Origin of the sequence: Rhodoferax sp. AJA081-3 (assembly GCF_017798165.1) — a bacterium.
Lineage (GTDB): Bacteria > Pseudomonadota > Gammaproteobacteria > Burkholderiales > Burkholderiaceae_C > Allorhodoferax.
The window spans coordinates 2,633,476-2,646,487 of record NZ_CP059068.1 but is presented as its reverse complement, the minus strand read 5'-3'; the positions used below and the strand labels follow the sequence as shown (position 1 = coordinate 2,646,487).

10 protein-coding genes are annotated in these 13,012 nt (G+C 59.4%); 3 read left to right on the top strand and 7 right to left on the bottom strand.

The window, feature by feature from the left end; all coding sequences use genetic code 11:
• Positions 1 to 72: 72 nt before the first annotated feature.
• The gene (locus HZ993_RS12440) at positions 73 to 1,146 is read right to left on the bottom strand and encodes a S1C family serine protease (protein WP_245213980.1); all 1,074 of its coding nucleotides are present in this window, start codon (positions 1,144 to 1,146) and stop codon (positions 73 to 75) included.
• Between the two features lie 138 nt (positions 1,147 to 1,284).
• Between HZ993_RS12440 and HZ993_RS12435 the strand changes: the two genes are divergently transcribed.
• On the top strand, positions 1,285 to 2,283 hold the full coding sequence (locus HZ993_RS12435; RefSeq protein ID WP_245213615.1) for a diguanylate cyclase: 999 nt from the start codon (positions 1,285 to 1,287) through the stop codon (positions 2,281 to 2,283).
• On the opposite strand, the gene prfH is transcribed toward HZ993_RS12435, so the two are convergent.
• Together prfH and HZ993_RS12425 are read right to left on the bottom strand one after the other, a co-directional pair.
• Positions 2,252 to 2,896 (bottom strand): peptide chain release factor H, encoded by a 645-nt coding sequence (gene prfH, locus HZ993_RS12430; protein ID WP_371816928.1) that lies wholly within the window; start codon positions 2,894 to 2,896, stop codon positions 2,252 to 2,254. The two genes, HZ993_RS12435 and prfH, sit on opposite strands and share 32 nt — an antisense overlap.
• Positions 2,893 to 4,062, bottom strand: coding sequence for an RNA ligase RtcB family protein (locus HZ993_RS12425; RefSeq protein WP_209393067.1), 1,170 nt, complete (start codon positions 4,060 to 4,062; stop codon positions 2,893 to 2,895). The genes prfH and HZ993_RS12425 overlap by 4 nt, the downstream gene beginning before the upstream one ends.
• A 487-nt stretch (positions 4,063 to 4,549) precedes the next feature.
• Here HZ993_RS12425 and HZ993_RS12420 point away from each other — a divergent pair, with 487 nt between their 5' ends.
• Positions 4,550 to 5,791 carry a hypothetical protein gene (locus HZ993_RS12420; protein ID WP_209393066.1) on the top strand — a complete coding sequence of 414 codons (1,242 nt, stop codon included), beginning with the start codon at positions 4,550 to 4,552 and terminating at the stop codon, positions 5,789 to 5,791.
• 173 nt (positions 5,792 to 5,964) lie between these two features.
• Here the strand turns inward: HZ993_RS12420 and htpG are convergent, their stop codons facing one another.
• The 4 genes from htpG to HZ993_RS12400 all read right to left on the bottom strand — a co-directional run bounded on the left by htpG (position 5,965) and on the right by HZ993_RS12400 (position 12,182).
• Positions 5,965 to 7,947, bottom strand: a complete 1,983-nt coding sequence (htpG, locus tag HZ993_RS12415) for a molecular chaperone HtpG (protein WP_209393065.1) — start codon at positions 7,945 to 7,947, stop codon at positions 5,965 to 5,967.
• A gap of 138 nt (positions 7,948 to 8,085) precedes the next feature.
• Entirely contained in the window at positions 8,086 to 9,357 is a 1,272-nt protein-coding gene (locus HZ993_RS12410) for a triacylglycerol lipase (protein ID WP_209393064.1), read from the bottom strand.
• A 72-nt stretch (positions 9,358 to 9,429) separates the two neighbouring features.
• A complete protein-coding gene (locus HZ993_RS12405; RefSeq protein ID WP_209393063.1) occupies positions 9,430 to 11,046 on the bottom strand; it encodes a hypothetical protein in 1,617 nt (538 codons plus the stop codon).
• 152 nt (positions 11,047 to 11,198) lie between these two features.
• A complete protein-coding gene (locus tag HZ993_RS12400) occupies positions 11,199 to 12,182 on the bottom strand; it encodes a pseudouridine synthase (RefSeq protein ID WP_209393062.1) in 984 nt (327 codons plus the stop codon).
• A 152-nt stretch (positions 12,183 to 12,334) separates the two neighbouring features.
• On the opposite strand from HZ993_RS12400, the gene HZ993_RS12395 reads away from it, so the two are divergent.
• Positions 12,335 to 12,955, top strand: a complete 621-nt coding sequence (locus HZ993_RS12395) for a hypothetical protein (protein ID WP_209393061.1) — start codon at positions 12,335 to 12,337, stop codon at positions 12,953 to 12,955.
• Positions 12,956 to 13,012 lie beyond the last annotated feature (57 nt).

Genomic DNA, 13,012 nt, shown 5'->3' with positions numbered 1-13,012 from the left:
AGGCCATAAATAATGGGCGTTGTAAACGTACTTCAATGCCTTGACGCTGAGCCGCGCAGGCGCCAAGATACGTCAGGAATCGGCCTGCAGCGTGACCTCCAGCGCCACACTGCGCCCCTGGCGCAGCACGGTCAGGCGCACCCGGTCTCCCACCTTGAAGTCGTCCAGCCGCGCCGCCAACTGGCTGGCCGAGGTAACGGGCTTGCCCTCTACCGCCGTGATCACGTCACCCAGGGTGATGGTGCCATTGCGCCCAAACGTGGCCTCCTTCAGGCCCGCCGCGGGTTGTATGGCGGCTTTTGCCGCGCGCAAGACCACCACACCCTTGAGGTTGAGTATGGACAGCAGCCGCTGGTTGACGCCGTCGTCCATGCGGATGCCCAGCGCGGGCAACACGTATTTGCCGTGGCGAATGATTTGCGGCACCACGCGGTTCACGGTGTCCACCGGCACGGCAAAACCAATGCCGGCATTGGCACCGCTGGGGCTGTAGATGGCGGTGTTGATACCGATCAGCCGCCCGGCCGAATCGAGCAACGGGCCGCCCGAGTTGCCGGGGTTGATGGCCGCGTCGGTCTGTATCAGGTGCTCCACGGTGGCGCCATTGCCGCCCGACAACGAGCGGTTGAGTGCGGACACAATGCCGCTGGTCAGCGTCCAGTCCAGCCCAAAGGGGTTGCCAATGGCGTACACCTTTTGGCCCACGCGCACATCATGGCTGGTGCCCAGCGGCACGGGCGGCGCACGTTTGTAGCTGCCACTGATTTTCAGTACCGCAATATCGTGCGTGGGGCTGGCACCCACCAGGCTGCATTTGAATTCGCTGCCGTCGGCCAACTTGACCGTGGCCTCGCTGGCCCCTTCGATAACATGGAAGTTGGTGACTACATGGCCCGCCTCGTCCCACATAAAACCCGAGCCGCTGCCCCGCGGCACCGAAAACACATTGCGCGACCAGAAGTCTTGCACGCGCGAACTGGTGGTGATGAAGGCCACCGAATCGCGGGCGCGCTCAAACAGATCGATGGTGGCCTTTTCTTCAGCGCCCAGCTCGCCCCGCGGGGTGATGGCGCGGGGCACACCGTCTTTGGCGGCGGCGTGCAGCGCTGGTGCGCACAGGCTGGAGAACAACAGGGCCACCCACATCAGGGCGACAGGCAACAACGGCGATGGGCGTGCGGCGGTAGGCATGGTGCTGGGCTGTAAATTTATGCCAATATTTTGACCCGGCAGTTGCACAATCAAGAGGCAGGAGATAAAGCGCAGCCAAAAAATAGGCCCCCGATGAAGAACAAGCATGTAGAACGCGACCGCAGTTTTGCCATCAAATTGATGCGGGATCTGGTCGTGCCAACCTTTGTGCTGGACGCCGCCTGCCACGTCATCATCTGGAACCGCGCCTGCGAACGCCTGACCGGTGTGGCTGCCAAAGACGTCATTGGCACACGCGAACACTGGCGCGCTTTTTACGACGCGCCGCGGCCCTGCCTGGCCGACCTGGTGGCACAGGGCCGCACCGGCGAAATATCGGAGCACTACGCCACGTTTGACAAAACCGGAGATAGTGCGAGTGGCTTCCACGCCCAAAACTGGTGTGTGATGCCCCAACTGGGCCACCAGTACTACCTGGCCATTGACGCAGGCCCCATCTACGGCGCTGAAGGAGAGCTGATAGCGGTGGTCGAAACCCTGCGCGATATGACCGAGCAAAAGCAGGCCCAGACCGCGCTGGAGCGCCTGGCATCCAGCGACGGTCTCACCGGCATTGCCAACCGCCGCAGCTTCGACGAAAAACTGGACCACGAATGGCTGCGCGCCCGGCGCGACAAAACCCCGCTGGCGCTCCTGTTGCTGGATGTGGACCACTTCAAACTGTTCAACGACCGATATGGCCACCAGGCCGGCGACGACTGCCTGCGCCGTATCGCCCAATGTGCAGCCGCCATCGTGCTGCGGCCGGGTGACCTGGTGGCGCGCTACGGCGGGGAAGAGTTTGCCGTGGTGTTGCCGTCCATCGATGCAGACGGTGCACTGCGGGTGGCCCAGCGGGTGCGCGAGGCGGTGCGCGGCCTGGCCATACCCCATGCTGACAGTGCCTTCGGCGTGGTGACGGTGAGTGTGGGCGTGGCCTGTGTGGTGCCCAGCCTGGACACCGGCCACGAGGTGCTGGTGAAGGCGGCCGACACGGCGCTGTACCAGGCCAAACATGCGGGCCGCGACCAGGTGGCCGTGGAGCCCCTGCTGCAGGCCACTAAGCCTGCAGCACAAATGCCTCCCCTCTGAAAACCCGCCCGGCGTTGCCACGCTCCACCAGGTGGTGCTGGATGCGGCGCTCGGCCCGGCTCTGGCCTGCCGCGTCTTGCGCCAACGCATCCAGCTTGTGCGCCAGCAGCGCGCGGGCCAGGCGTTTGTTGGCGTGTTGGCTGCGTTCGGTCTGCACCTTCACACTGAGACCCGTCGGCATATGGGTTGCACGTACCGCAGAGTCGGTGGTGTTGACATGCTGGCCACCCGGCCCGCTGGAGCGCAGGGTTTCGAAACGCAGGTCTTTGTCCTGCAGAGCCGCGCCATTGGTGAGCGCAGCCGCGTCTGGCGCAAAGATCTCCGCGCCTATGAACCAGTTCTTGCGGCGGTGGCCAGCCCGGTAAGGGCTGGCACATATCCACTGCACACTGCCTTGCCAACGCAACGCCAAGGCTTGCGCCTGCTCGCCATCCAGCGCCAGCAAAACCGAACGTAGATTGCCTGCGCGTTCACTCGCAACCTGCTCCACCACGTCGAGACGCACGCCCATGCCTGCGGCCTCGTCCTGTAGATAGGCCAGTGCCTTGCGCACCGCCAGGCAGCATTCCTCGGGCCCGGTATTGGCCGAGAGTTGTAGAAGCAGCATGGTCATTCGCAGCACTCCCCACGCGTCTTGTAGGTCAGCACCGGTTTGGTCCGCGCCAGCAGGCGTATGAGGCCAGCGCCCACCAGGTCTTGCACCACGCTGTTGACACTCTTGTAAGCTTGTGGCGCCTCTTCATAGATCAGCTCGCGGTCGTTGCAAATCACGCGGCTACCCAGCGCCGTGCGGCCCAGTTGTGTGGGCGTCATCAGCTTGAACAACCGGTCCTTGCAGGCCGTGCGCATCCACTTGCGGCCCGCGCCGTGGGCGAGGGACCGCAGCGTGGCATCGTCTGGCTGCGTGGCCTGCACCAGGTAGCTGTAGTCGCCACGTGAGCCGGGTATCAGCACCGGCCCCTGGTCCGACGGTGTGGCGCCCTTGCGGTGCAGCCAGCCGGTGTTACCGCCCACGGTGGACTGGGCCACAAAGTTGTGGTGCACATCCAGCACATGGCGGCCCTCGCTGCGCACATTGGCCAGCAGGCGCTGTGCAACCCACTGCCGGTTCAGGCGGGCGAATTGCAAGGCAGCGTCATGCTGGGCCATGTAGGCCGCGCTATCGCTCGAACCATCGACCAATCCGTGGTGACCAAACTGGTCCACATGTTGGCGCAGGATGTGCTGACCCAGACCGCGCGATCCGGTGTGCACCAGTAACAGCAGGCATTTGGTGTCCAGACCCAGCGCCGCAAGCGCCGCCGTGTCGAACACAGTATCCACCTGCTGGAACTCGGCAAAGTGGTTGCCACCACCCAGCGTGCCCAGCGCTGCTTCGAAGCCGGTGGCTGGCAGCGAGCCGTCCGTCAATGCTTGTGCAATAGCGTTTGCACCATCAAAGGCATCACCATCGCCAAACGCACCGTCGATATTGCCCACGCGCTTTTCCAGCTTGTCGAGCTTGACAGCGCTGGCGCTCAGATCCGTTTGCCACAGCGCCATGCCGCAACCAATGTCATTGCCGACCAGGGCAGGGTAGAAGCGCCCGGTTGAAAAAAATGCGGCACCCACCGGATAGCCGCGCCCAGGGTGCAAGTCGGGCATGCCGGCTACACGCTGCATGCCTTCGAGTTGCGATGTGGTGAGGAGCTGCTGTAGCGCAGCGTGTTCCATCCACGTGGTGTCGGACGCGACCACGCAGGCGCGGTCCGACACGGTTTTGACAAAAATATTGCCCATAAGAAAGATCCAGATTCAAAAGTAAAAAGTTGAAACTGGACTGGGACAAACGCGCGCACGCCATCACCGCGCTGGCCATGCACATCAAAGCACTTGGCAGCGCGCCGTGGGGCGCTAGAAAAGGTGGGAGAGGCTTGTGCCGTCGTTAAACGAAAAGCCCCGCCACCGTTGACCCAGCCCACAGGGAGGTCGTGTTCTTTTGCATGTTGTTCTCTCCTGATAGGTGGATGAAAGGGTGGGGGTTGCAGTTTTGGCGCAACAGCAGAGGGCTGTGGCAAAAACTGCGAGTGGCGACTGTAGTGGTTAGATCTGCGCGTGACAAATAATTCTGGGTGGAGTGACGTATTTCAGAGACAGTAATGTGAAACGCTTTTGTACTCGCGAATTGATGCCGAAGCACTAAATGCTTGCAATACTCGGGATAAATCTCACCGCGCGGACCGTCTGAATCCATACTGTGGGAGCACTTAGCAATCAAAGGAAAGTGATGGACCAGCGTTCCGTTGAAACATATCTTGAGCAACTGAAGGAAGTTAAGCAACGCGGCAATGTATTTTTGCTGTTTTCCAAAGGGCAGTTAAATGCTGTTTACGATGTTGCGACGATAGAGGTCTGCACACTTCAGCTATTCAAAATACTTGAACTATTAGCCTTTGGATTCGTGTTGGCAACTGGAGAAAAGGCGATTCCGGCATACGCTGCTTTTGTCAAATATAAGAACGTCAAGGAGTTCTTTGCCAAGCTTGGCAAAATTAACCAACACTTCTACCCTGTCCCTGTGATCCCAGCTCGCGATGATCTGGGTCAACACATTTGGAATCACCCTTTACCTTCAGAGTATTTAACTCAAGAGGACTTCGCCATCCTAGCTGAACACTGTGAGTTGGTTTTGCAGCCTCGACGGGTTGGTGCTTTGCCGATCTCTCTCAATCAGGTTAAGGCCGCAAATCTGCGTTGGCACAACAAAATCGTTTGTCTCTTGAACGCTCATTTAGTGCATTCAGCTGGTGGAGATACTGCGTACTTGTTTCAAATGGAGAAAGCTGGCGATGCCCCCACGAGCACCTACTTTGAGCTAAAGCTGGAAGTAGGGGATAGCAAATCGTCGACGGTGAAGGTAAGTGATCAAAAGCCCATCACACTGAAGGACCACCTAGTTCGACAGGTCGACTACCTTCGACGGTCTTGTGAACTTTACGACGCGGGGCACCACGATGAGGCCGTTCGAATAGCGCTGACTATAAGAGTCCTTTTGCACGATACGGACAAAAGTAAGTCGCTACTCAAGCAAATGCGTGTGAAGGAGCGAGTGAGTCTTGTCACTTCATTCGGCACAGCCGAGGTTATGTCGACAGGCTTTCGACCGACCGCAATATTTCCCTTGTTTTTGAATTCAGCGGAGGGCGGTGTATCTGCTCCTTTTAGCTTGCCGGACCCAGCGGTGTTTGTGACTATTGCTCAATGGTGGGATGAGGTGGTTTGGATGCAAGAACATACATTGACCAGGAGGAAGCTTGTTCTTGACACGGCTAACAAAGAAGGTGGAGCCCATGTCCAAGAGAGCGTCCCCGACAGCGTGCGAGAACTGCGGCAGGGTTTGACGAAAGTCACATCCATAAGAGTTAACGGCATTGAAGTTGGTGTGCCAACAAATCATCACTTCATATTGATTCGCCAATTTGCACATGAACTACTTAACTCTCCAGATTTACTTGAGCTGGGAAATTAAAGTGTGAGCACTTCTAAAATTGGTTCTTTGGGCTAAGTTGAAGCACTCAGATTTACTCCTAAATGAAAAACGCCCTGACAGTCTTTCGACTTCGGGGCGTTTCCATTTGCTAGGGAATCACTAGCGACCTGCCCAATTTTTACGGGGGCTAGAGACCGATTTGGCTTAAATCCTCAAGCCAGCAGCGCATTCACCCGCTTCACATACGCTGCCGGGTCCGCAGGCATACCACCTTCAGCCAGCAACGCCTGGTCAAACAGGATGTGGGCCAGGTCGTTGAAGTGCACGCTGCCGTCCAGCTTCTTGACCAGTGCGTGTTCGGCATTCACTTCCAGCACCGGCTTTACATCAGGTGCGGCTTGGCCTGCTTGCTTGAGCATGCGGGCCAGCTGGGTGCTCATGCCGTCGTCTTTCACGACCAGGCATGCAGGGCTGTCCACCAGGCGGGTGGTCACGCGCACGTCTTCGGCCTTGTCTTTCAAGGCTTCCTTGAGCTTGGCGAGCAGGGGCTTGAAGGTCTCGGCAGCTTCTTCTGCGGCTTTCTTCTCGGCTTCGTCTTGCAGGCTGCCCAGATCGACTGCACCCTTGGCCACGCTTTGCAGCGGCGTGCCGTCGAACTCTTGCACGAAGTTCAGCGCCCACTCGTCCACGCGGTCGGTCATCACCAGCACTTCGATGCCCTTTTTCTTGAACACTTCCAATTGCGGGCTGTTCTTGCCAGCGGCCAGGGTATCGGCGGTAATGTAGTAGATGGCCTCCTGGCCTTCTTTCATGCGCGCCTTGTAGTCGGCAAAGCCCACGCTGGCCGAGTCGCTGGTAGTGGATGCAAAACGCAGCAGCTTGCACAGGCGCTCTTTGTTGGCGAAATCTTCGCCCAGGCCTTCCTTCAGTACGGCGCCAAATTCGCTGTAGAACTTGGTGTACTTGCCCACTTGTGCCTTGTCTTCTTCAGACACCACATCGGTCACGCCATCGGCAGATGCTTCGGGCAATTTGTCGTTGTTGGCCAAATCTTCCAACATGGACAACACACGTTTGGCGCAGCCTTCGCGGATGGCTTTGACGTCGCGGCTTTCCTGCAGCAACTCACGGCTCACGTTCAGGGGCAGGTCGGCAGAGTCCACCACACCTTTGACAAAACGCAGGTAGGTGGGCAGCAGGGCTTCTGCGTCGTCCATGATGAACACGCGTTTCACGTACAGCTTGAGGCCGCCTTTCTTCTCGCGGTTCCACAAGTCCATGGGCGCTTTGCCGGGGATGTAGAGCAGCTGCGTGTATTCGGTGCTGCCTTCCACGCGGTTGTGCGTGTGGGCCAGGGGCGCTTCAAAGTCGTGGCTGATCTGTTTGTAGAACTCGTCGTACTGTTCGGCGCTGATGTCTTTCTTGGGGCGGGTCCAGATGGCGCTGGCTTTGTTGACGGTTTCCCATTCGCCGGTCTTGACCATGCCACCGGGTTGGCGGCCGCCGTTTTCGTCGCTGGGGTTGATCAGTTCGCCGTCTTTCCACTCTTCCTTTTCCATCTGGATGGGCAGGCTGATGTGGTCAGAGTACTTGTTGATGATGTTCTTGACCTTCCAGGCCTGGGTGTAGTCCTGGGCGTCTTCCCGCAGGTGCAAGATGACGCTGGTGCCGCGCGCTTCGCGGGTAATGCCTTCCACTTCAAACGCACCGCCACCGCTGGCGCCACCGTCGCTGACCCAGCGCACGGCTTGGTCAGCAGGCAAACCTGCGCGGCGGGATTCGACGGTGATCTTGTCGGCCACGATAAAGCCGGAGTAAAAGCCTACGCCGAACTGGCCGATCAGGTTGCTGTCGGCCTTCTGGTCACCGCTGAGCTTGGATACGAAATCCTTGGTGCCGCTCTTGGCAATCGTGCCCAGGTTGTCGATGGCTTCTTGCTGGGAGAGTCCAATACCGTTGTCAGTGATGGTCAGCGTCTTGGCATCCTTGTCGAAGGTGACCTTGACCTTGAGTTCCGAGTCGTTCTCGTACAGACCGCTGTTGTTGATGGCTTCAAAGCGCAGCTTGTCGCAGGCGTCGGACGCATTGGAGATCAGCTCGCGCAGGAAAATTTCCTTGTTGGAGTACAGCGAATGCGTTACCAGGTGCAGCAGTTGGGCTACTTCGGCCTGGAAGGAAAGGGTTTGCTTGGTCATGGGGCGTAAAACCTTCGGTAAAGCTAATTCAAGGGGAAAAGGTGCCAGCGGACGCCAACGGCGTACCGCGCGAAACCCTCAATTATGGGCGACGGGGAGCTTTTCAAGAGCCGGGCGCTGGCCCGTGCCGTGGGGCGGTTAGCGGGTTGCCGCACCCAGCCAGGCCAGAACCTTGTCACGCACCACAGGGCTGCACAGCATTTCCATATGGTTCATGCGGTAGACCACGGTTTGGCGGTCCTTGGCAAAGTGCAGGTTGTGTTCGGGCGTATCGTGCTGACCCAGCGCGCTGCGCAATGGCACCAGGCCGTCGCCCACCAGGCGCTCTGCCAGCAGGCTGCGTGGCTTGGCCAGGGTGGCGGCTACCGTATAGCAGGCCACACCCTCGGGTAGCGGCAGGGGCTGGCGGCTGTCGGGTTTGCGTTTGAAGCGGTCCTGGTTGGCCCAGTCGGATTCGAGCACAAAGCCATACCGCAGGTCGGTGATACCCGCACTGCGCAACTGGCCCAGCTTGGCAAAGGGTTTGCTGAAGGGGGTGGCGCCCAGCAGCACATCGATCCAGTTGCCGGCACGCTCCAGTGGTGCCCCGTGGTGCGGCGTGCCCAGGAAAACGATGTTCTTGAGCTGGCGCGGCCAGTGCAACTGCTTGTGTTGGGCCGTTTGGACGGCGCTGCGAATGATCAGCCCACCCATACTGTGGACGACCACGGTGAAGTCTTCTACCGCCACCGGCCAGTGGGCCAATAGTTGCTCCAGCATGCCTGCCAGTTCCCGCCCGTTTTGTGAGGTGTGCCGGCCAGTGTTGTAGCGCAGGTAAATGGGCGTGTAGCCCAGCTGGGCAGCCAATGCGGCGCCGATGTTGGCTGTGGCGTTGCCTCCTTCTACGGAGGGTTCGCCCGGTGTCCACTGCAGCTCGTTCATGCACAGGCCGTGGATCATCAGCAGCACCTTGCCGGTGGCCTGGGGCATGGCGGGCAGGGCGTTGGTGTTCAGCATGCGGCCCTGGTAACGCAGCGTCATGGGCGTGGCCAGCGGGTTGTGGCTTTGCTCCAGCTGGTCGCCCAGCACGCCGTTCAGCGCGGCCAGCACGGCTTCACGTTCGGGGGTGTCGGGCGGCGCATCCACCAGCGCGGCCAGGGGAGGCTCCAGCTTGGTAAACGCAGCCTGAAGCCCCTTGCCCACCAGCTCGGTCACACCGTGCACGGTGCGGTAGACAAAACCGGTGAGGCCACTGGTCTGCTGCCCGGCTTTGCCGCCGGCCAAGCCCATGGTGCCCAGCACCGCGTGGTGCACACCTTCGGCCATGGTGGTCACGCCGCGGGTCGCCTGGGTAGCCAGTTGGGCCACGGCGCGCAGGTCGGAGGGGCGCAGGTGTTTCAGGGCGGAGGTTTTGGCGCGAGGTTTTGTCATGTCTCATCGTACACGCGGCCCATTGGGGCGTGCCGGTGGCCATGCGCCGCGCCAGCTTTAAACCCTGGTTCTTCAAGGCTGGCGCTTGAAGTGGCGAATGTGCAATAGTTGATGCTGCGGGCTCGCCGTGGAAAACTCTACCAAGGTATTGCCCGCCAACAGCACGAAACGTACGCGATCTGAGTCGTCGCCTTCGGCACCCTTGCATTGCAACAAAACCTGCTCATAACTACCGCCCGAATCGAATGGGCTGTAGGCAGGGATCGTTTCATCCCCACCGTTGCGCATTTTTTTCTCATTGATCGGGAGATATCCCCTACCGGGCCAACGCCCGCCGCTCTTGCGCAAAACGCAGTCGGTTATGTCCGGCAGTTCATCGACTTCGCGTAGGTCTGAATTTGCTTGCTTTGCACGAATGCTGATTCGCGTTGATTCCCCGGTGCGGCTAACTTTTGCGACGCCTTGTGCATCCACTGGCACCGGCTCCCAGTCGACAAAATGCCTCTCAAGTTTCCAGTCTCCGATAAGAGCGGCATCAACCCGGTGGGTGTCGCTGGCCATTCCCTGCGGAACAAATTCGTGGTGCCCGATGCGCTGGAGTAGAAAAATGCCCCAGCGGGTATCGTCCTTCAGGTAGCCGTCTATGGCCCTGTCGTTCGCCTCCAAGATCTCGCGCAAATCTGATTCAAAGTTTTTGTCGATTTTGTGGTTGTCAGCCGTCATCAGGGTCGCACCACTTCCAGAAAGATGGAGCACCCTTTCGCGAAACACCCGTATGGGCTTTCCAAAGTAATGTCGGTTGCCAGCAAATTGCGCCTCAACTGGCCAAGAGCGCCAATAGTTGGCACGTTCAAATGTCCGCCCGTCAGAGGAAATCATCCCTCGACCCCATGCCAGGGTGGTGGGTTGAACTGGGCGACGGTTCAACGACAAGTCAGGATAGCTTGCAATATCCGCATCCGAGCCCCTATACGTAAACATGCGTTTCGCATCCTGGTGTGCAGCTTCGATAAGAGCCCAACGACGGTAGTCGGCAAGCTCACTTTCTGTGTCAACGCTGTTTCCGTAATCAGCTCTCCTGTAATCGACCCCATATGCACCTTGGCGAAAGGCGGCCAACACCGCACTCCTGATGGAATGCAAGTGACTTTTGTGGCGTGGCACATGGTCTATTTCAGTGATGTAGTCAAAGGCGGGGGCGAAGCCTATTTCTTTCAATCTCTTTCCCGCTACGGCTCGACGCTGTGGGTTTTCGTCACACGTTGACTCAATGTTGCTGCGATCCAAGACCGGCGTTGTGGCGCACTGGCGCAAAATCACCTCTGCCACACGATCTCCGCTTGCGACAGCTTTGGTCAATTTTGGCAACCAAATGTCGTTAAACGCCTGGCGGGCGGCCATGTATTTTTTGTAGGACTGGGTGATGGTCTCTTCGCAAACGCGCGCGGCGTCCTGCTCTCGCTTAACTGCATTTTCCTGCTCAGCCACGGCCTGTGGGCTAGGATCTTTGTCAGCACTCTCATCCTCACCGTCACCCTCGAAATGGCATCCATCGGTGTTGTCACTGACTCGCAGTGGTTCTAGTGCTGCCACGTCCTGCCGCAACTTCCAGACGTCGACGAAGAACTCGGGAGAACCTGTGCTTTGAGTCGTTTTCGGATGCTGTGCTGGCTGTGAAAACACTTGCATGGCCAACAACTGCAGATGCGGCAAATTTGTTGCGATGCCGTAGACGACGCAGGCAACGAAGACCAGTAGGCCCAGAGACCGAAAGTAACTCCGCATGTTTCAGTGTCGGATTCGATGGCCTGGCGCTGTAGCCGCGTTCAAAACCACAAGAATCAGAAAGACTCATGCGGCGCCAGATAGCGCCATTGGCCGACCGGCAGATTCCCCAGCATGACCTTGCCCACGCGCACGCGCTTTAGGCCCACCACCTTGAGCCCGACCAATTCACACATGCGGCGGATCTGGCGTTTTTTGCCTTCGACCAGCACAAAGCGCAGTTGCTCGGGGTTCTGCCACTCCACCTTGGCGGGTTTCAGGGCCTGGTCGTCCAGGCGCAGACCGTGGCGCAGCAAGCGCAGTTTTTCGATGGGGAACACGGACTGCACATCCGAGCTGACCGGGTCGTCATCATCGATGCGGCTCAGTTGTGTTGGGGGGGCAGGGCGGGCCGCCATGCGCGCGTTGTACGTGGCCGCGGGCGAGTTGGCTGCCGCCGGGTTGGCCACACCGGTGTAGACCACACGCACCAGGTATTCCTTCTCCATGCCCGAGTCTTCGCCAATCAGCTGGCGCGCCACGCGGCCATCTTGCGTCAGTACCAACAGGCCGGTGGAGTCAATGTCCAGCCGCCCGGCCGGCACCAGGCTCTTGAGCTGGCTGCCGTGGAAGAAGAAACGTGCGTTGTCGTCCGCCCAGCGGTTCTGCGGCTGGATCAGTGTGATGGCGGGCTCGTGCCCGTCTTCGGCCTGACCGCTGACGATGCCAATCGGTTTGTTCAGCAGAATCGTCACCTGGTTGGCCTGCGCACCCTTGGCCTGTTGGGTCACCTCGATGCGTGCATCGGGCGCCACCTGCATGCCCATCTCGGCCACCTTGCCATTGACCTTGACCCAGCCCTTGGCGATCCAGTCGTCCGCCTCGCGGCGCGACGCCAACCCCAGCTCGGCCATGCGTTTGTTCAACCGCATGGTGCCGTTGGCGCCGTGGGCGGCGGTGTTGGTTTGCCCGGCGGGAATGGCCGCACGGCTTGCGGGGCTTTTGCCCGCGGGTGGCGGGGCGCGGCGGAAGGCGGGGGCAGGTGGTTTGGAGTCTGTCATTTGCTATGTATTTTGTAGCTATTCATGTATATTTTACGGGGGCTAGAGGGCTCTTTTGCTTATAAGCTTCCGGCAGGGCTGATTGACACCCTGGCCACTCTACGAAAAAATGGCTTCGCGTTTGCTATGTTGTGTAAACGGAGACTATCACCATGCAACCGAACACCCCCTACCGCTGCGCTGGCCTGCGCACATTCGGCGCCACTGCCATTTTGCTGTTTGCCGGCCTGTTGTGCCAGCCCCTGGCGTTTGCCGCAGAGCCGGACTGGAGCATAGGAGTCTACGGTGGCAAGTTTTACGACACCGAGCCCGCGGGCTTTACGCAGGGCAAAGCCACCTACCTGAACCACCACATGGTGGCGGTCACCGGCACCAAGACGCTGTGGCGGTCGGAGTCGTGGCCCATGTCGATTGAACTCGACGCCATGATTGGCCAGCAGTTTGGCATGGACTCGCTCACCGAGATTGCCTTTGCCCCGGTCTTGCGCTGGAGCAGTTTCCCGTGGAAGGACACGCTGCAGACCGATTTGCGTTTGGGACCCTTGGGGCTGTCTTACACGTCCAAGGTCAGTGCACTGGAGCTGGGCCCCGAAGGCAAGGGCAGCCAGACGCTGAATTTTTTGATGATTGAGCTGGCGTTTTCACGGCCCAAAGACAAGTCACGCGAAGTGTTTATGCGCCTGCATCACCGCTGCGCGGTGTACGACCTGCTGAACAACTATGGCGCCAACGGCGAGGACTTTTTGACGTTTGGTTACCGCGTGCGGTTCTAGCGGCCAAGAAGAGGGGCCCCCAGGCCGACACCGTGGGCTTGCTGCACCAGCGGTCTA

Excerpts from the sequence above, each read along its gene's own strand:
- HZ993_RS12420 (WP_209393066.1), top strand. The coding sequence starts at position 4,550 with ATGGACCAGCGTTCCGTTGAAACATATCTTGAGCAACTGAAGGAAGTT.
- HZ993_RS12435 (WP_245213615.1), top strand. The coding sequence starts at position 1,285 with ATGAAGAACAAGCATGTAGAACGCGACCGCAGTTTTGCCATCAAATTG.
- htpG (WP_209393065.1), bottom strand. The coding sequence starts at position 7,947 with ATGACCAAGCAAACCCTTTCCTTCCAGGCCGAAGTAGCCCAACTGCTG.
- HZ993_RS12425 (WP_209393067.1), bottom strand. The coding sequence starts at position 4,062 with ATGGGCAATATTTTTGTCAAAACCGTGTCGGACCGCGCCTGCGTGGTC.
- prfH (WP_371816928.1), bottom strand. The coding sequence starts at position 2,896 with ATGACCATGCTGCTTCTACAACTCTCGGCCAATACCGGGCCCGAGGAA.
- HZ993_RS12410 (WP_209393064.1), bottom strand. The coding sequence starts at position 9,357 with ATGACAAAACCTCGCGCCAAAACCTCCGCCCTGAAACACCTGCGCCCC.
- HZ993_RS12395 (WP_209393061.1), top strand. The coding sequence starts at position 12,335 with ATGCAACCGAACACCCCCTACCGCTGCGCTGGCCTGCGCACATTCGGC.
- HZ993_RS12400 (WP_209393062.1), bottom strand. The coding sequence starts at position 12,182 with ATGACAGACTCCAAACCACCTGCCCCCGCCTTCCGCCGCGCCCCGCCA.
- HZ993_RS12440 (WP_245213980.1), bottom strand. The coding sequence starts at position 1,146 with ATGTGGGTGGCCCTGTTGTTCTCCAGCCTGTGCGCACCAGCGCTGCAC.
- HZ993_RS12405 (WP_209393063.1), bottom strand. The coding sequence starts at position 11,046 with ATGCAAGTGTTTTCACAGCCAGCACAGCATCCGAAAACGACTCAAAGC.